The following is a 17715-nucleotide window of genomic DNA, read 5'->3' as shown; positions in this document are numbered from 1 at the left end:
TTCATTTATTTATATAGTGAATTCGAATGATTTTATTTCTGTCTTTTGAAGAATTGGTGTTTTTTGAGGATCGACCTTACCTCCCCACCGCAGGCTCTCATTCACCGACGCAGCTACGATTTACCCTCGCACAGCGTCATGATTCATCTTATTTTGGTGACTCTTATTCTAAAAAATCGATTGCCCGTTTTTATGATGCACAAGGCTTAGAGATTAAACAGCGCCAATGGACGAAGGAAATGCTCGCCTACGCCACGCAAAATATTGCCACGCATCCTGTGCCTGAAAAGTCAGGTTATCGCATGTCGACTGCGGGTAAAATCTTTGTCGGCTTAGCTTTGGCGATTATTGCGATCTTTGTGGCGATGGCGGTTTACTTCTTTAGCGTGACCAAACCCAATAAAGAACAAGGCTTGGCAATGTTTCTTACACCACCCAAAGCTGGTGATCGCTATTATATGAATCTGTTTGGCGGTGAATATAATCAGGGTGGAACGCTCCGCTCAACTTGGGTCAAAGTCTTGGATGTACAGCCTGAGAATCACGCCACCGTTCAGCTCAGTAGCGAAGTGGTCTCTTCACCCGAAAACATTGCCGATGTCGAGCATGAAAATTTCACTGGACCAAAATTTGAAGTGAAATATAAAATCGATGAGAAGATTAAAAAAGTGACGTTCCGAAGCATTCACGATGATGTGCAGATGGAAGATGCGGTAAGAGCAAATCAATTTGCTGAACATAAGCTCACAGGAGCGCCTTAAATGTCGGATGCTCGCTTACAAAATGCACCAAATCATCGTGAATTTCCTGTGCAACCCAAGCCATTGACTCGCATCATTTATGATTTTTTACAAGATGCGCCTGCGATCACTTACCTCTTTATCATGGGCCTCATCATCAGTGCCGTGATGCTGTATATGAGTGTTCAAGATGCGTTTGCCCGCAAGGTCAGTGTCAATCCTTTAGTTGCAGAACAGCCATTTGTGAGCACCTTGATGATCGTTACGGCGCTATGTTTTATTGGCTTGGTGCTATTGGCATTGTTTTTGATGATGAGACAGCGCAATCTTGGGATCAAAGAACAAATCCAATATTATGATTTAGCGCAAATCACTGCGCCTACGCTCGAACAATTAAAAACGTTGCGCCTAGATGCGCCAAATGATTTTTATCATGGGCTGTGGAGTCAGACCCTTGAATATTATCCATGTGCGACTCGCCTACCCAACACCACGTTCAAACCGAAAACCTTTGCCATTGAGCCAGCCCAGACTTACCGCCAAGCGCTCAATCAGGATTGGGGAATTGTCAGTGGCGAACAATATCAACTGATGGTCAGTCGCTTGTTTGAAGGCATGCATAGTAAAGAATTTGCATTAGATTTGGACTATGTGATTCATTTTGATAAATATGCCGATCCCTATATGGATGAACAGACCAAATCAGCCCGTCAAAATGAAAATCTCAACTATTTGCATCAACTTGCTGGCTTGATTGAAAAACCATCACAGTTCGTCATCGACGCTTTACAATCCACAACGCTACACCCACCGCATTTGGTCTGGGGATTTGACTTGTGGCGTGTTTTTCCAATGGCGCGTCATGCTTACATGGCAGGCTATATTTCCGAACATCAGGCGTGGCAAGATATGGAAAAAGCGGCAAATCTAATTTATTCACTATTTGACAGCGAAGAAGCCTATTTTGATAATTTGCGTCTCGGACATGCCTATTGGTCGCAAAATTTTGAAAAAACCCAAACTCGCCATGAAATGTGGCAACTCTACCAACAATATTGCAACTGGCCTGTGCGTGGTCTGCCGTGGGAACGCAAATCGGCGAATTGGTCGGAAGACATGCGTACTGGATTTACCAGCTATCGAGATCAAGCCAAACAAAGCAAAGGTAGTAATCAATCCATTGGTTTTATAAAATAGTTTTTCATTATAATTCAATTAGTTAAATACCATTATCGCACACTCTTGAAAAGAAAGATTACCTTTTCAAGAGCGCAATTTTCTTTTGATTTAATTTTGCTTGATTTCTTCTGCATCAAACTCAAATGGAAGTTGAATTTTTGCAATGACAGGCTTTCCGTTCACTTTAGGAATAGTAAACTGCCAGCGCTTGAGTGCAGTCAATGCAACCCATGCCTGCTCTTCGTTCGTATATGAAACTAACGTAGGGAGTTGGACAAAGCCATCTTGATCCAAGTAAAACTCAACCAATACTTGATTCTTTCCAGTAGAAATATTATTTGGCATGGGTGAATACAGTGGTTTTGGCATTTGATCAAGTTGATTCAATGTTGCATATTCGGCTTTTTCCTTTTTAAGCTCTCTCAATATGTTCTGTGCACTTTCTGCAAGACGTGTATCACGATGAGTTAAATTAAATCGTTGCTCTTTGGCTAATGCCGACCAACTTGGTTTCCCATCTTTACGTGCAGGATAAAACTGCCATGACCGAAATGAAGCAAGCAATGCCTGACCAAATTCAGGTGCTGATGCAGACAAAATCTCTGCTTTACGCACGACGCCATTTGGATCAATCAAAATATAAACTTTGGCTTTACCTGTCTTTTTAGACGTTAACAATTCATAAGGATAAACCACTGGTGCGGCGACTTTGATTCTTGGCGCCTTATCGTATTGCAAATCTTCAGGTAAATTCTTGGATGCTTTTGGAATTTTAAATGGGTCTGTTGTTTGATTGATCACAAATTCACTTTGATGAATATTAAAATCAATTGTCTGCATCACAGCTTGAATTAAATGTGGCATGGGTTCAAATTTAGCTTGAAGCATTGCCTGTACCGCCGCCTGCTCTAAATCAGGATGTATCGCATACCTTGTCACTACTTGCATTACATCACCCTGCTCATTCGGTTGAACTTCTAGTAGAACACGACCATGATTCCCAAAATCCTGCATATTCTTCGGATATTTCAAGGGTGGTTTCGCCCGATATGCAATGACAATGGGCTCCGCCTGATCAGCTTCAACTGTTTGCTCTGACGAAATCTGTGTTGATTGCATTAATTGTTGTAATGCTTGCTCGCTGAGTGGAAACGCTTGCTCAGATGTGAACTGGTTTGTATCCGTCTGTGCGTGGCATATCGTCGATAAAATCAATAAACTGCTAATCGTTGATATTTTACTCAAAATATATCCCCAAATGAAATGTCATATTTTTAAATATAGTGGTTCAACTTTAATAAATTACACGTTCGAAATTCGAATTAGAACGGAGCATTAGATTGTATTTATAATTAGAATTGTTAGCAATGATTATCATTTAAATATTTGGTCGATTTTATATCAATGATTCATACAAAAAAGAGCATCCGAAGATGCCCTTTAGGTATATCTACATTCACTTATGCAGGAATACGCAAAACTTGACCTGGGAAGATTTCATCAGGATCTTTAAGCATTGGTTTATTTGCTTCAAAGATTTTTGGATATTGGTTGGCATCGCCATACACTTCTTTGGCGATTTTCGACAAGTTATCGCCTGATTTGACCGTATAGAACTTACTTTCAGGTTCTGCGGTCGCTACAGTCATTTGATCGTCAACACGTGCCACATGATCGACATTACCAACCACGAGGATTGCCTTTTCACGCGCGGCTTGCGAGGGTGCTTCACCTTTGATGGTCGCCAGATCGGTGGTGCTGTTATAGCCGATCGATAGCCCTGTAATCCCCAAATCCAATCCTTTCACTAAGCCGAGCAGTTTATTTGCGGTTTCTTGAGCTGTTGGTTCAGTTGCTGCTGGTGTGCTTGGTTGTTCTACTGGCTGTGCATTATTCTTTTTGCCGATACCTTTAACAAAATCAAAAAAGCCCATGATGGATCTCCATTTTCTTAATATACCAAAATTGGTTCTCATTTTTTAACGTGATTCAAAGACTTACTCAAGTTGACTCCGCATGATTTCGTGTAATGTTTTGTAAGATCATCCCACAATATAGGATATTTTATTGATGCCTTAAAATGAAAAAAGGTCGCAAAATGCGACCTTTAAACAAACAGACACTTGAATTATTTTCCAAGTTTCTCTGTCACGTAATCAATTGCAGACTGAACTGTAGTGATTGCGTTTGAATCTTCATCAGGAATCGTGATGTCAAAATCATTTTCAAATGACATAACCAACTCAACTAGATCCAAAGAATCAGCACCTAAATCATCCATAAAAGATGCTTCGTTTTTGATGTCTTCTACGTTTACACCGAGTTGTTCTGCAACTGCTTGCTTCACACGTTGTTCGATATCGCTCACAGGAATTCTCCTCATTGCTTGTGGCGTTGTTTTCGCCTTAGTTTAGATTAAAAATTTATAATGTCAAAGCCAATTGCTTAGTGATTCTGTCACTAGCTCATGTACATGCCACCATTGATATGTAATACCGTACCTGTAATATAACCTGCACGATCACTGGCGAGATAACTCACTGCGTCCGCAATATCTTGGGGTTGACCCAAACGATTTAAAGGGACTTGGGCAATCATTTTCGCCTTTACATCTTCTGCCAAAGCATCGGTCATGTCTGTGGCAATAAATCCTGGGGCAATCGCATTGACCGTGATCTGACGGCTACCCATCTCTTGTGCAAGGCTACGCCCAAAGGCTTCAATGCCTGCTTTTGCTGCAGAATAGTTGGTTTGTCCACCATTGGCAAAGTGCGCAACCACCGAGCTAATATTGATAATGCGCCCAAAGCGTGCTTTGGTCATGCCTTTAAGCACACGCTTCGACAGACGATAGACCGCTTTGAGATGGGTATTGATCACTTCATCCCAATCATCTTCATTCAAACGAAGCAATAGATTGTCTTTGGTAATGCCTGCATTATTGACCAACACCAAGACATTGCCATATTCCGCTTCAATGTCACTAACGATTTGTTCGATCGCATCTTTATCACAGACATTCAGCACTTTGCCCACGCCACAATTCGCACCTTGCGCTGCAAGACTTTGGCTAATGCCATCTGCGCCTTGTTGAGAGGTCGCTGTGCCCACCACAAAGAATCCATCTTGGGCAAGCTGTGCTGCAATTGCCGCACCAATACCACGACTTGCACCTGTCACGAGAGCTACTTTCTTCGTGTCGCTCATGCATTATTCCTTCTATTTAAACACTTTACAGTTTCTAAAAACTTCTAAAAAATAAAATCTTTTTTGATGCTTCAATTACTGAGCCGCAATCGCACTTAAACCTCGATCGCATTCACCTGCTGTAATGCTTCATCAAAACGAGCCACGGTATCAGTCGGAAAAACCTTCTCTACAAATGGCAAGCGTTTCGCCAAATTGCTCAGCACATTACCCGATCCACATTCCAACAAATAATGAATGCCATTTTGCTCAAACACATCCAAAGTCTTTGTCCATTGCACAGGTTGATAGAGCTGGTTAACTAACGCTCGTTTTAAGCTATCAATGTCTGTTGCCACATCTGCATTGACGTTATTAATCACTGCAATTTTTGGCAATTTCAGTGCAACAGCATTCAGCGCCTCGCCAAATTGCTCCGACGCACCTTTCATCAGGCGACAGTGTGAAGGAACAGAGACTGGCAAGACAATGGCTTTTCCGCTCATTTCCTTGGCATTGGTGATGGCAACTTGTACCGCTTCGGCATCCCCTGCAATCACCACTTGACCTTTGGCATTAAAATTCGCCGCTTCGACTTGCCCTGCACCGACTTGTGAAGATGCTTCACACAGCTCAATCACCTGCGCATCGCTCAAACCGAGAATCGCAGCCATCGAACCTTGACCTGGCGGTACAGCTTGTTGCATCAGTTGTCCACGACGGTTGACTAATTTAACCGCATCACCCAACGTCATCGCCTCAGCTGCAACCAGTGCACTATATTCACCCAGTGAATGCCCTGCCATATATTTTGGCAACACACCGCCTTGCTCCAGCCACACACGCCAAAGCGCAATACTTGCAGTCAATAGTGCAGGTTGAGTAAATTCGGTTTGGTCGAGCTGGTGACCTGAGTGTTCGCCTAACTGGACAATCTGCCAAAGATCAAAACCAAGCGCATCAGATGCTTCTTGGAAGGTACTCAAAATCGTTGGATACTTTTCAGCAAGCTCCGCTAACATGCCGACTTTTTGTGAGCCTTGTCCTGGAAAAACGAAAACCGTTTGCGTAGCGTGTTGCTGTGAATCTGAAAATAAAGATGGTGATGATGACATAAAGAATCCGTGTTATATCAACGTATAAAATTATTCTAGCTTATCAACTTGGTTTGGCTTGTCTAGCACCAAAACTGTCTTTTTATGGTTTTTCAAAAATGTCGAAATTGGCAAAAAAGATGATTTGTAATGTTTGATTACACATCTCATCCTCAGCCTGAGAGATTTAAACAGACATTAAAAAAGGAGCTTTCGCTCCCTTTTTGCATTACATGCTAACCATTACTCTGCGTCAGTTGCCTGAGCGAATAATTGACGACCACGGTAGAAACCGTCTTTAGTTACGTGGTGACGACGATGCGTTTCACCAGTAGCTTGGTCTACAGTTAGAGTGCTCGCAGTTAAAGCATCATGAGAACGGCGCATATCACGGCGAGAGCGGCTTTTACGGTTTTGCTGAACAGCCATGAGTGGCTCCTTTACAAATACAAAAATGGATCAAACAATCAACGGGCGCAAGTATAGCACATTATGAGCCCAATTTACCCTTCAAACCTGCTAAAACATCGAACGGATTATCACGTTCGGCTTTTTCCTCAGTCTGAACAGTTGGTCGATGTTTGTGTTCACAAGCATCATGCTTAGGTGAGTTTGGCATCGACAATAACAATTCATCTTCAAGCAAAGTAATCAGATCGATGGTCGCAGGAGCATTCATATCCCCTTTGGTCGTTCCAAGATCTTCACCCAAAATGATGAAATCAGCATCCTCATCCAAGTAATCTAACTCACGATCATCATCGATTAAGGCGACATGCACATCAGTTTCAAGTGCAACATCCACTTGATCCAGACAACGCTGGCATCGAAGCGGTACACTTGCTTCTAAATGCGCAATCAACCAAACAATACGATGATAAGCATCTAATGATAACTTACACTCGACCTGAACCGATCGATCATCAATTGATCCAATCGCGTCATGTGCAATACGGGTAAAGCGAGATAATGGCAGTTGACCTGACCATGAATAACCTTGCTCTGCCCATTTAAATGGCTCAATCTGTGTCGGAAAGGTATTTGCTGACATAGTAGGGTCTGCTGATAGTTCAAATCTAGTTGCGACAGTGATCATTTTTTAGATGATACAAGACAGGGATTGCGAAATTTAGTTATTCTAAATCAGCAAGACCTAACGCAGTAGCATCAAAAAATGATCCTGTCCCTTCGGGTTGCAAGTAAGATTGTCTCATACTTCGTTATGAAACTTGATAAGGAAATACCATTATCTTCGTTTCATGCCTCGTCTGCGACAATTTACTTTGCAACGCAAAATATATTTGAACTGTCAGCAGACCCTTAAGGGACGCAATTCTACAAATTCATCAAACTAATGTCAAAGATTAAGATACAATTTCGCATCTAAATTTTGTACTGTTTGAGAGAAATTAGTCATTATGAATCCGTCGCAAGCGAAAAAGGTCGCTTCTACAACGTCTTCGGCTCAAAATATTCAATCACTTAGCACGTGGTCTCGCTGTCACAGCGAAGTCATGCAAGTGGATTGGCTAATTTTACACTTTAATCAATGGTTTTCCCACCACAATGTGATTTTAGTCCGTGGTGAGCATGAACCTGAATACTTTCCTGCGACTACGGATTCTCCTGCAAAAATTCAGTTTGCGCATGGTTTTTTTAATAGTGCGCTACATGAAATCAGCCATTGGTGCATCGCAGGTGCCAAGCGTCGTACGCAATCTGATCTCGGTTATTGGTATGCGCCTGATGGGCGTAGTGAAGCACAGCAAGCCTTATTCGAACAGGTCGAAGTTAAACCGCAAGCCTTAGAATGGTTATTTGCAAAGTCTTGTGGACGACCATTTCGCGTGTCACTTGATAATCTGACGGGTGAAGGCGGTGACGGCGAAACCTTTAAAGACAATGTGTTTGCGCAAGTACAGGCTTTTTTAAATGATCCGCAAAGCATTCCTAAAGATGGCTTGGCACTCATCCAACATTTATGTGTAGAAATTCGAGATGGAAAATTTTTAGAAATTGGCGAGTTTCAACGCACGGATTTGAATTGATTGTTTTGATGTTTGTTTTTTCACAGCTAAGAATGTTTAGTTTTCAATCAATTGTGATGTATCTAAATTTTATCGATTGAAAAGTGCTATAATTAACACTTATTGATCTCTGGACAATGACCATGTTGCATCTACGCATCCATCCCGACAATCCTCAAGCCCGCTTGATCACCCAAGCGGTTGAGCGCATCCGTGCAGGTGATGTGGTGGTCTACCCGACTGATGCGGCCTATGCGATTGGTTGTCAGATTGGTAATAAATCAGCGATGGATCGAATTTCACAGATTCGTCAGCTTTCCGATAAGCATCAATATGCGATCATTTGTCAGGATTTATCCGACATCGCGACCTATGCCAAAGTCGACAATGCCATGTATCGTTTGCTCAAAGCCAATACCCCTGCGATCACGACTTATATTTTACCTGCGACCAGTGAAGTACCACGACGCTTGATGCACCCAAAGAAAAAAACCATTGGGCTTCGCATTCCAAGTAACCCGATTGCGCAAGCCTTACTCAAAGAGCTTGGTGAGCCACTCATTACCAGTACGCTGATTCTGCCTGATCAAACCGATCCACTGGATGACCCTTTTGATATCGAAATGCAACTGGGTAAACGCATTGATGTCTTTGTTGATGGTGGTATTGGTATGCTTGCCACCACCAGCATTGTTGACCTTTCACAAGATCACCCTGTGGTGGTACGCCGTGGCTTGGGTGATGTGAGTGCTTTTGAATGAATTTAAGCCATATTTGAATCTAAATACTTTTGAATCAAGTCATTTATTTTATTTTTCTGCAAGCCATTCGTATCAAAGTTTTGCTCATCCAACCAAGCCTCATATCCTTTTTGAATAAGCAACCATTCATCATCCAACATAGAAAACCATGCAGTATTACGATTTCGTCCTTTATAAATCCGATCTTGTCGAAATAGACCTTCATAACTAAAACCAAAGCGCAATGCAGCATTTTTTGATGGCTGATTTAGGTCATCACATTTCCACTCGACTCGCCGAAAACCCGATTGAAAACTCGTATTTAGCAGTAGATAAATGACTTCTGTTGAAACTTTCTGACGACGTAGCTCATGTGAAAAATAAACATTGCCAATTTCTATTACACCAACTGTCATACGGGCATTCATTAACGCAATATAGCCCAGCAATCGACCATCAACCTCTATTAAGTAATGAATACAATTTTCAAATCCAAAATTTTGAGATAAGCGTTCTATTAATTGTTCAACATCTATTGGCTTTTCATATGGTAAATATGTCCAGCAACGCTCATCAGGCTCTCTCTCAATCACCTGAAAAAGTTGAGCAATTCTATTTCCCACATCATCTAATCTTTGAAAAGGAATAAGGCGTAGTTGACTTTGACCATTCAACACCTTTTCGTCAATCATTTGAAAATGTATTGTATCAACAAGCTCACCGATTGGTTGTTGATATTCATTCACTCTGTTTTTTTGATAATTTTTCATTTTTAGATTTGCTGTTGAGATTTTACCTGATCACAGTTTTGTTGTAACACTTGGCTATATGGCGCAATACTATGTGTCAGCCAGACATTCCCGCCGATGCTAGACCCTTGACCAATGGTCACTCGCCCAAGTATGGTCGCCCCTGCATAGATCACCACATCATCCTCTACGATCGGATGACGTGCATAATCTTTTTTCAAACTGCCCGCTTCATCGACTTCAAAACGCTTGGCACCCAAGGTCACTGCTTGGTAAATCCGTACATTTTTACCAATAATACAGGTTTCACCAATCACCACACCTGTACCATGATCAATAAAAAAACCTTGTCCAATCGTTGCACCAGGGTGAATATCAATCCCTGTAGCAGAGTGCGCTTGCTCAGAAATCATCCGAGATAATAACGGCACATCAGCATATAACAAATGTGCCAAACGATGATAAGTAATCGCTAACATGCCTGGATAAGTAATCAAGACCTCATCCACACTGCGTGCAGCAGGATCACCCTCATACGCGGCGATCACGTCGGTATCGAGCAAACGGCGAATACTTGGCAGTTGATCGGCAAAATCTTGTACGATCTGATGCGCCAAGGTTTGTAGTTGAGCCAGATCGGTCGTTTTTTGTAGTCGACGATGGTCATAGGACAACGCTAAAACTACTTGATGTTTCAGCGCATTCAGCACTTTATCTAAGGCATAGGCAATATAAAAATCTTCACTTTCTTGACGCAAATCGGTCGGACCAAGACGCATCGGAAATAAGATGCCACACAGCTCATTCACAATGACTTTTAGGGCATTTTTAGACGGAAGCTCTCGCCCACCAAATGCCTTGGCACGATGCTGTGAATCTCGCCAATCATGACGAGCCTGCTGCAAACCATCGATCACCTGTTGTACTTGCCAATGTGCCAATGCGATCTCCTTGAGCAAAATCAGACAAAACCGTATTGAGTAAAATACTCAAACGATTATTGGATTAATTATACATCTTCAATAACTCGCCGAATATGCAAATTGTTTGTACATCTTGATATTTTCAACCCTTACAGCGCACCATATTGTTGCCATGTTTCATCCGTCGTAAATTGTGCGTTGTGGTGCTTGATCTTCAGCAAGGCTTGATGCTGAACAATAGATAAGATGACCAAAAGCACAAAGATTAAAGCATAGTGAGGCAATCTAATTATTTTTGTTTGTTTAAACACAAAATACGTCAGTACAACGATCACGACTAAACTTAAAAACAGATAGACCACCTGACCGCCCAATATCATGATGTATAAAGATTGAAATCCGAGAAACAATATAAATGCAATGATCGCCACCTTGCTCAGCCCTACACATAGTTTTTGATATTTCATTCTCTTAACCTTTTACGTCACCAATTCATATACCATCAGTCACATATCTAAAAATACATTTTCAACATATAAAAATAGGCTGACGAATCAGCCTATTTTTTTGCGATCTTAGTCAGGAAATTTTCCTCACTGAAAATCTAATTTATGATGCTTTTACCGCAGGTTGCGTAGCTGATGCTTCAGCAGGTGCTGTTGCGTCATTTGCTGGCGCTTTGTCCGCTGTACTCGCTGGTGCTTGTGTCGCAGTTGCACCGACGACACGTGGCTTATAATTTAAGCCAAGTGTTGCACTGGTATCCAAACGAATACGATTGAGCAATGCAGGATCAGCATTCAAGTCTTGTTGATACGATTGCACGATCTCATGCAACTTCGGATTCCACTGACCTGCCACTTGTGCTGGGAATGCTTTTTCAAGCAAAGTCAGCATGATGTAAGGCGAAGTCGATGCACCTGGAGAGGCACCAAGTAGCGCCGATACGCTATTGTCTTTCGATACAAATACTTCTGTACCAAATTGCAATTTCGCAGGTTTATCCGCTTCTTTTTTGATGATCTGTACACGTTGACCACCTTGGCTTAAACGCCAATCCTCTGCTTTCGCTTCAGGATAGTATTTTTTCAGCTCGTTCAAGCGGTCATCATCAGACATGCTGACTTGACTCATCAAGTATTTGACCAAATCCAGATTTTCCAAACCAACCGCAGTCATCGGCAGCACGTTATTTTTATTGGTTGATTTAAACAAATCAAGCTGTGAACCATTTTTCAAGAACTTATTCGAGTAAGTTGCAAATGGTCCAAACAAGACATATTTCTTACCATCAATATAACGGGTATCGATATGTGGTACAGACATCGGTGGCGCACCAAGTTCTGCTTTACCATAGACTTTAGCCGTATGTTGTGCTGTGATCGCAGGATTATCTGTGATCAAGAATTCACCACCCACAGGGAAGCCTGCATATTGTTTCGACTCTTCAAGTCCAGTCAATTGCAATAATTTGATCGCCGCACCGCCTGCACCGATAAAGACAAAACGTGTTTTCACATAAGATGATTTGCCCGTTTTGAGATCTTTGAACTGCACAGACCATGTTTTGTCATCATTGCGACTGATGCCAGTCACTTCAGTCGAAACATTGAGTTTAAAGGTTTGGTGCTTTTGTAAATTCGCCACCAACTGCTTGGTGATCGAGCCATAGTTCACATCCGAACCGACATCCATACGTGTCGCAGCAACCGCTTGTTTTGCATCACGACCTTGCATGACCAAAGGCGCCCACTGTTTGATGACCGCTGGATCTTCAGTGATTTCCATGCCTTGGAATAATGGGCTTTGAATCATTGCCGCATGACGTTTTTCCAAGAATTTCACTTCATCGCCCCAGACAAAGGCAATGTGATCTACAGGATTAATAAAGGTTTTTGGATCACCCAAAACACCTTGTTTGACTTGATACGACCAAAACTGCTTCGCCACTTCAAACTGTGACGCCACATCAATGGCTTTTTTGATGTCCATTTTACCGTCTTTTTCAGAGGTATAGTTCATCTCCATAAAGCCTGAGTGACCTGTACCTGCATTATTAAAGCCGTTCGAGCTTTCTTCACCGACTTGATCCAGACGCTCATACATTTGAATGGTCCAGTTTGGCTCAAGCTCAGTCAAATACGTGCCGAGCGTTGCACTCATAATCCCGCCACCGATCAACACAACATCGGTGACTGGATCTTCAGCTTTGGTTTCGACCTTTTTCGATGCAATCGGTCTAAACAAATAAATCAGTCCAATAATGGCAACCACTAAAATCAGGATGCCTAGAATCTTCAGAAACTTTTTCATCAAAGTATCCTTAGTTTTCATTCACTTATATTAATTTTTATCAAAATTTTAAAATTCACATCCAAAATTAAGATAAAAATGCCGCACAATTCAGTGCAACATTATAACGCTCCATACGACTTTAGCACTAGACGCATTAGACTTTAGCCTTATAATTGGCACGCAAATTTCAATTTTATACAGCGATGTTGTTATTTATACAGCAAAAATCGTCTTATGATTATTTAGAAAATTGATTGCAATTTTTAACCATTGCGTTTGCTTTTTACAGTTCATTATTTTGCGTAAATCGACTACAATTGACCGAAATTTCCGATATGCCGTTTTTAAAGTCAATCGGAACCGCATGCTTTTGAAAATTCGCGTGGATATAGCAACTACAAAACTTGGTCTGAATTTGACATGACGATTGACGCCACTCTTAGCCTAGATCGTCCAGCGATTCGTGTGCTGGATGAATATTATCAGGATATCCCTGAGGATCTGTACATCCCGCCAGAAGCCTTTGCGATTTTGTTATCACAGTTTGAAGGGCCTTTAGATTTTTTACTTTACCTCGTGCAAAAGAACGGCTTTGATCTCACACATCTCGATATCGCACCGATCGCCAAACAATATTTGCACTATATGGAGCAAATGAAGTCGCTAAATATTGAGCTCACCGCAGACTATATGGTGATGGCTGCCCTACTTGCTGACCTCAAATCTCGACTCCTACTCCCGATTCCAGAAAGCGCCATCGAATTTGAAGATGATCCAAAAAAGCAACTTATTGATCGTCTTGAGCATTATTTAAAGATCAAACAAGCTGCTGAGCGACTTGCGGCACATTCTATTTTGGAACGTGATGTATTTGTGGCACAGGCAAGTCTCGGTGAGCGCCACCAAGTGATTGATCGCTTCGATGTTGCCGATTTGCATGATGCCCTGCTGTGTATTTTCCAGCGCCCCGATCCACACGTCCATCAAGTCGAACATGAAGCGGTACAGCTCGAAGAGCGTATGCAGTTTATTCAGTCGGTATTGGCGGATGGTGCATGCCTGGAGTTCGGTCGCCTACTTAATCCAAATCAAGGTCGTATGGGTGTGGTGGTGACTTTTGTTGCTGTTTTAGAATTGGTGAAGCAACAACATGTCATGATTGTGCATGATGGTGTCGAACGCACTTTAGCTATTCAAAGCAAAGCAATCCAAAGCAAGGCAATTCAAAGCAAAGCCTTTGAAAATACTCAAGATCAAGGAGAAGCGTATGCAACATCCTTTTCCTGAGACGCATCATTCCATTGATGATTTACATCATGAAGCATTGATGCAAATCGAAGCCTTATTATTCGCCAGCGATAGTCCTGTCACCATCGCTCGTATCAAACAAGCCCTTGGTGGGCAATATGCCAGTAGTCAAATTCGTCAACTGCTGCAGCAATTGGCATTGCTCCAACATGGTCGTTCAGTCGAGCTGATCGAAACGGTACAAGGCTTTCGTCTACAAGTCCGTGCCAAATATCGTCATATTATCCAGCAAGCATGGCCTGAGCGCCCTGTAAAGCTGTCACCGAGTCTATTAGAAATCCTCGCTGTGGTGGCCTATCACCAGCCTGTGACACGTGCTGATATTGAGCAAATCCGTGGGGTGAGTAATAATAGTCAAGTCTTACGTACTTTATTTGAGTGGAGTTGGATCAAAGAGTCAGGTTTTCGGGATGCGCCCGGTCGCCCAGCGTTATTGGTTACGACGCCACATTTTTTAAATGCTTTTGGTTTAGCATCGTTAAATGATCTCCCAGTTATTCAAGATCACAAGGAGGGCTTAGCCGCACTTGAACATTCAAGTCCGTGCTAAAGGGTGATGTTGATGATTTTTATTTTTAAGGTTGTGCTGTTATGAGTGAAAAGCTACAAAAAGTCCTCGCCCGTGTTGGACTGGGCTCGCGCCGTTATATGGAAGAAGTGATTGCTGCTGGTCGTGTCAGCGTCAATGGTAAAGTTGCTGAAGTCGGTCAACGTATCGAACATGGTGATGAACTCCGCATTGATGGGCGTAAAGTAGACTATCAGCTTGAAGATGATATTCGTCGCCGTGTCTTGGTGTATTACAAGCCCGAAGGTGAAATCTGCTCCAAGAATGATCCCGAAAACCGTCCAACCGTGTTTGATAATCTGCCGACGATCGCTAATGATCGCTGGGTGATGGTTGGTCGCTTAGATATTAACAGTACAGGTTTATTGCTATTTACCAATGACGGTGAACTTGCCAATCGTTTGATGCACCCCTCCAATGAAATCGAGCGTGAATATGCTGTGCGTGTCATGGGTGAAGTGACACCGCAGATTCGTAACACTTTACTTGCAGGTGTCGAACTGGACGACGGTCCTGCAAAGTTTGAATCATTCACCGATCTTGGTGGTGAAGGTATTAATCGCTGGTATCAGGTGGTGGTCAAAGAGGGACGTAACCGTGAAGTCCGTCGTCTATTTGAATCACAAGAACTCAAAGTCAGCCGTCTATTGCGTACTCGTTATGGTTCGGTGATCCTGCCACGTGAACTGCGTACAGGTCGTTGGATCGAACTGGATAAGCACGACATTGACAACTTGACCAAGTCGGTTGAACTTAAACCACGTCAAGGTACAGGTCTATACGGTATGGCGAAGCGTCGTACCGAAAAAATGAAAGAAAATCCATTACCAGCACGTCGTGGAGGCTACTTGCGCCAACAACGCCGTGATAACGAAACCAATCCAACTGACGAACAAGGCTTCAGTAAGAAGCGACCTTTCAACAATAATGCAAATAAAGGTTTTCGTCGTCACAATCCAAACCAATAAAATCAACAACATTCACGCTGTTGATTTATCACTTACTTTAAAACCTTTTGATTGATCCATTCACTCAAAAGGTTTTTTATTTTTAATCACTTCAAAATCAACGCACTTCAATGATCCTGTCACTGAATCACGCCGATTATTTTTCAATCGATGTTCAACTATAGTCCTATTAGACCTTAGATGTAGACTAACACTTTTTATTAAAAATTCTCGCTACAATCGATTCGCATTAAGATTTATAGTCATTTTAAAGGGTAAATCATGTCCTATTCTCGTATTCGCCTCCCAAGCCTCCATCAAAAAGTCATGAGCGCAGCCCAAGCCGCCGAATTGATTGAAAACAATATGACCGTGGGGATGAGTGGATTTACCCGTGCAGGCGAAGCCAAAGCGGTACCAAAAGCCTTGGTCGACCGTGCCAAACTCACCCCGATCAAGATCGACCTGATCACTGGCGCAAGTCTTGGTAATGATCTCGATAAGCAGCTCACTGAAGCTGGCGTATTGGCACGTCGTATGCCTTTCCAAGTCGATAATACCTTGCGTAAGGCAATCAATGCGGGACAAGTGATGTTTGTTGATCAGCATTTGTCTGAAACTGTTGAACAGATGCGTAATAAACAATTAAAACGTCCTGATATTGCGGTGATTGAAGCGGTCGCCATCACGGAAGATGGGCATATCGTCCCAACAACCTCGGTGGGGAATTCTGCCAGCTTTGCGATTTTTGCAGAGAAAGTGATTGTGGAAATCAACACCTCAGTCAGTGAAGCATTAGAAGGTTTGCATGATATTTATATCCCGACCTATCGTCCGACACGTACGCCAGTTCCGCTGACCAAAGTCGATGATCGCATTGGGACTACTGCGATTGCGATTGATCCAAGCAAAATCGCTGCGATTGTCTTTAACGACACCTCAGACTCGCCATCCAATGTCACCGAACCTGATATTGACACGCAAGCCATTGCCAATCATTTGATTCAGTTCTTTGAACAGGAAGTCAAAGCTGGTCGTTTGGAAAAAAATCTCGCACCACTGCAAGCAGGCATCGGCTCGATTGCCAATGCCGTGCTGACAGGTCTGATGCATTCAGATTTTGAAGACCTGATCATGTACTCTGAAGTCCTGCAAGATTCAACTTTTGAATTGATCGATGCAGGCAAAATGAAATTCGCCTCAGGTAGCTCGATTACCCTGTCGCCAAAGTTCAATGAAAAAGTATTCTCTGACATTGAAAAGTACAAAGATAAATTGGTTCTTCGCCCACAAGAGATTTCCAACCATCCAGAGCTGGTACGTCGCCTCGGCATTATCGGCATCAATACCGCACTTGAGTTTGACATCTACGGCAATGTCAACTCGACTCACGTTTGTGGCACCAAGATGATGAATGGTATTGGCGGTTCAGGTGATTTCGCACGTAATGCGCATCTCGCCATTTTCGTGACCAAATCCATTGCCAAGAATGGTGCGATTTCTTCGATCGTGCCGATGGTCAGTCATGTCGATCACAATGAGCATGATGTCGATATTTTGGTTACAGAACAAGGTCTTGCGGATTTACGTGGTCTAGCGCCTCGAGAACGTGCCAAAGTGATTATCCAGTACTGTGTCCATCCAGACTTTCAAGCGCCGCTACTCAGCTATTTTGAGCGTGCTTGTGAACGTGGTGGACATACGCCGCATATTCTGCGTGAAGCGCTACAATGGCATATCAACCTTGAAGAAAACGGGCACATGCTTGCCGATCAAGCCCAAGCCAAAACCGCTTAAAACAGGCACAATCAACGCCTAAAAACGGATTCGAGCAAAATCGATTCACCCTTCCCAATGCGACCATTACTTTATGTTTTGGTCGTTTTTTTTGATGGTCAATAAAACGAAATAGCAAAGCAAAATAGCAAAGCCAAATAACAAAGAAGATCAAACAGTAGA

Annotated in this window: 18 protein-coding genes and 1 pseudogene; 8 read left to right on the top strand and 11 right to left on the bottom strand. The window is 42.5% G+C overall.

From position 1 onward, the window contains the following. The first annotated feature begins 26 nt into the window (after positions 1 to 26). Both BLQ60_RS12375 and BLQ60_RS12370 read left to right on the top strand, forming a co-directional pair. Complete coding sequence (locus BLQ60_RS12375; protein WP_092621039.1) at positions 27 to 761, top strand: hypothetical protein; 735 nt, start codon at positions 27 to 29, stop codon at positions 759 to 761. Beyond that, positions 762 to 1937, top strand: coding sequence for a DUF1266 domain-containing protein (locus BLQ60_RS12370; protein ID WP_092621036.1), 1176 nt, complete (start codon positions 762 to 764; stop codon positions 1935 to 1937). It abuts the gene before it with no gap. Between the two features lie 90 nt (positions 1938 to 2027). Here BLQ60_RS12370 and BLQ60_RS12365 read toward each other — a convergent pair whose 3' ends face one another. The 7 genes from BLQ60_RS12365 to BLQ60_RS12335 form a co-directional block, all read right to left on the bottom strand. Continuing rightward, positions 2028 to 3164, bottom strand: a complete 1137-nt coding sequence (locus BLQ60_RS12365) for a TonB family protein (protein WP_244516040.1) — start codon at positions 3162 to 3164, stop codon at positions 2028 to 2030. 215 nt (positions 3165 to 3379) lie between these two features. Continuing rightward, entirely contained in the window at positions 3380 to 3853 is a 474-nt protein-coding gene (gene lysM / locus BLQ60_RS12360; protein ID WP_092621032.1) for a peptidoglycan-binding protein LysM, read from the bottom strand. A gap of 194 nt (positions 3854 to 4047) precedes the next feature. Further along, positions 4048 to 4287 (bottom strand): acyl carrier protein, encoded by a 240-nt coding sequence (gene acpP / locus BLQ60_RS12355; RefSeq protein WP_092621029.1) that lies wholly within the window; start codon positions 4285 to 4287, stop codon positions 4048 to 4050. A 92-nt stretch (positions 4288 to 4379) separates the two neighbouring features. After that, positions 4380 to 5126 carry a 3-oxoacyl-ACP reductase FabG gene (gene fabG, locus BLQ60_RS12350; protein ID WP_092621026.1) on the bottom strand — a complete coding sequence of 249 codons (747 nt, stop codon included), beginning with the start codon at positions 5124 to 5126 and terminating at the stop codon, positions 4380 to 4382. Between the two features lie 95 nt (positions 5127 to 5221). Beyond that, on the bottom strand, positions 5222 to 6220 hold the full coding sequence (fabD, locus tag BLQ60_RS12345; protein WP_092621023.1) for an ACP S-malonyltransferase: 999 nt from the start codon (positions 6218 to 6220) through the stop codon (positions 5222 to 5224). A 222-nt stretch (positions 6221 to 6442) separates the two neighbouring features. Next, a complete protein-coding gene (gene rpmF / locus BLQ60_RS12340; RefSeq protein WP_087621495.1) occupies positions 6443 to 6628 on the bottom strand; it encodes a 50S ribosomal protein L32 in 186 nt (61 codons plus the stop codon). Between the two features lie 61 nt (positions 6629 to 6689). Beyond that, positions 6690 to 7250 (bottom strand): YceD family protein, encoded by a 561-nt coding sequence (locus BLQ60_RS12335; RefSeq protein ID WP_092621020.1) that lies wholly within the window; start codon positions 7248 to 7250, stop codon positions 6690 to 6692. A gap of 367 nt (positions 7251 to 7617) precedes the next feature. Here BLQ60_RS12335 and BLQ60_RS12330 point away from each other — a divergent pair, with 367 nt between their 5' ends. After that, a complete protein-coding gene (locus BLQ60_RS12330) occupies positions 7618 to 8247 on the top strand; it encodes an elongation factor P hydroxylase (RefSeq protein ID WP_092621017.1) in 630 nt (209 codons plus the stop codon). Positions 8248 to 8369: 122 nt separating this feature from the next. Next, positions 8370 to 8987 (top strand): L-threonylcarbamoyladenylate synthase, encoded by a 618-nt coding sequence (locus BLQ60_RS12325; RefSeq protein ID WP_092621143.1) that lies wholly within the window; start codon positions 8370 to 8372, stop codon positions 8985 to 8987. A 2-nt stretch (positions 8988 to 8989) separates the two neighbouring features. Here BLQ60_RS12325 and BLQ60_RS12320 read toward each other — a convergent pair whose 3' ends face one another. The 4 genes from BLQ60_RS12320 to mqo all read right to left on the bottom strand — a co-directional run bounded on the left by BLQ60_RS12320 (position 8990) and on the right by mqo (position 12951). Further along, positions 8990 to 9736 (bottom strand): GNAT family N-acetyltransferase, encoded by a 747-nt coding sequence (locus BLQ60_RS12320; RefSeq protein ID WP_092621014.1) that lies wholly within the window; start codon positions 9734 to 9736, stop codon positions 8990 to 8992. Between the two features lie 2 nt (positions 9737 to 9738). Next, positions 9739 to 10656 carry a serine O-acetyltransferase EpsC gene (epsC, locus tag BLQ60_RS12315; RefSeq protein ID WP_092621011.1) on the bottom strand — a complete coding sequence of 306 codons (918 nt, stop codon included), beginning with the start codon at positions 10654 to 10656 and terminating at the stop codon, positions 9739 to 9741. A gap of 131 nt (positions 10657 to 10787) precedes the next feature. Beyond that, complete coding sequence (locus BLQ60_RS12310) at positions 10788 to 11105, bottom strand: hypothetical protein (RefSeq protein ID WP_092621008.1); 318 nt, start codon at positions 11103 to 11105, stop codon at positions 10788 to 10790. Positions 11106 to 11247: 142 nt separating this feature from the next. Beyond that, a complete protein-coding gene (gene mqo, locus BLQ60_RS12305) occupies positions 11248 to 12951 on the bottom strand; it encodes a malate dehydrogenase (quinone) (protein WP_092621005.1) in 1704 nt (567 codons plus the stop codon). Between the two features lie 402 nt (positions 12952 to 13353). Here mqo and BLQ60_RS12300 point away from each other — a divergent pair. The 4 genes and pseudogenes from BLQ60_RS12300 to BLQ60_RS12285 all read left to right on the top strand — a co-directional run. Further along, positions 13354 to 14142 (top strand): annotated as a pseudogene (locus BLQ60_RS12300) (segregation and condensation protein A); the annotation flags it as partial. Between the two features lie 58 nt (positions 14143 to 14200). Beyond that, positions 14201 to 14791 carry an SMC-Scp complex subunit ScpB gene (scpB, locus tag BLQ60_RS12295; RefSeq protein ID WP_092620999.1) on the top strand — a complete coding sequence of 197 codons (591 nt, stop codon included), beginning with the start codon at positions 14201 to 14203 and terminating at the stop codon, positions 14789 to 14791. Between the two features lie 41 nt (positions 14792 to 14832). Continuing rightward, positions 14833 to 15777: a 23S rRNA pseudouridine(2605) synthase RluB gene (gene rluB, locus BLQ60_RS12290; RefSeq protein ID WP_092620996.1), complete on the top strand. Its 945-nt coding sequence runs from the start codon at positions 14833 to 14835 to the stop codon at positions 15775 to 15777. A 261-nt stretch (positions 15778 to 16038) separates the two neighbouring features. Beyond that, positions 16039 to 17553, top strand: a complete 1515-nt coding sequence (locus BLQ60_RS12285) for an acetyl-CoA hydrolase/transferase family protein (protein WP_092620993.1) — start codon at positions 16039 to 16041, stop codon at positions 17551 to 17553. Positions 17554 to 17715: the final 162 nt, after the last annotated feature.

Source organism: Acinetobacter marinus (assembly GCF_900096915.1).
Classification (GTDB): domain Bacteria; phylum Pseudomonadota; class Gammaproteobacteria; order Pseudomonadales; family Moraxellaceae; genus Acinetobacter; species Acinetobacter marinus.
Note: the sequence above shows the minus strand (reverse complement) of the source record. Positions and strands in the feature narration are given on the sequence as shown.

Bases quoted from the DNA above. Each gene is read 5' to 3' on its own strand.
- BLQ60_RS12375 (WP_092621039.1), top strand. From the start codon at position 27: ATGATTTTATTTCTGTCTTTTGAAGAATTGGTGTTTTTTGAGGATCGA.
- BLQ60_RS12370 (WP_092621036.1), top strand. From the start codon at position 762: ATGTCGGATGCTCGCTTACAAAATGCACCAAATCATCGTGAATTTCCT.
- lysM (WP_092621032.1), bottom strand. From the start codon at position 3,853: ATGGGCTTTTTTGATTTTGTTAAAGGTATCGGCAAAAAGAATAATGCA.
- fabG (WP_092621026.1), bottom strand. From the start codon at position 5,126: ATGAGCGACACGAAGAAAGTAGCTCTCGTGACAGGTGCAAGTCGTGGT.
- fabD (WP_092621023.1), bottom strand. From the start codon at position 6,220: ATGTCATCATCACCATCTTTATTTTCAGATTCACAGCAACACGCTACG.
- rpmF (WP_087621495.1), bottom strand. From the start codon at position 6,628: ATGGCTGTTCAGCAAAACCGTAAAAGCCGCTCTCGCCGTGATATGCGC.
- BLQ60_RS12335 (WP_092621020.1), bottom strand. From the start codon at position 7,250: ATGTCAGCAAATACCTTTCCGACACAGATTGAGCCATTTAAATGGGCA.
- BLQ60_RS12330 (WP_092621017.1), top strand. From the start codon at position 7,618: ATGAATCCGTCGCAAGCGAAAAAGGTCGCTTCTACAACGTCTTCGGCT.
- BLQ60_RS12325 (WP_092621143.1), top strand. From the start codon at position 8,370: ATGTTGCATCTACGCATCCATCCCGACAATCCTCAAGCCCGCTTGATC.
- BLQ60_RS12320 (WP_092621014.1), bottom strand. From the start codon at position 9,736: ATGAAAAATTATCAAAAAAACAGAGTGAATGAATATCAACAACCAATC.
- BLQ60_RS12310 (WP_092621008.1), bottom strand. From the start codon at position 11,105: ATGAAATATCAAAAACTATGTGTAGGGCTGAGCAAGGTGGCGATCATT.
- mqo (WP_092621005.1), bottom strand. From the start codon at position 12,951: ATGAAAAAGTTTCTGAAGATTCTAGGCATCCTGATTTTAGTGGTTGCC.
- scpB (WP_092620999.1), top strand. From the start codon at position 14,201: ATGCAACATCCTTTTCCTGAGACGCATCATTCCATTGATGATTTACAT.
- rluB (WP_092620996.1), top strand. From the start codon at position 14,833: ATGAGTGAAAAGCTACAAAAAGTCCTCGCCCGTGTTGGACTGGGCTCG.
- BLQ60_RS12285 (WP_092620993.1), top strand. From the start codon at position 16,039: ATGTCCTATTCTCGTATTCGCCTCCCAAGCCTCCATCAAAAAGTCATG.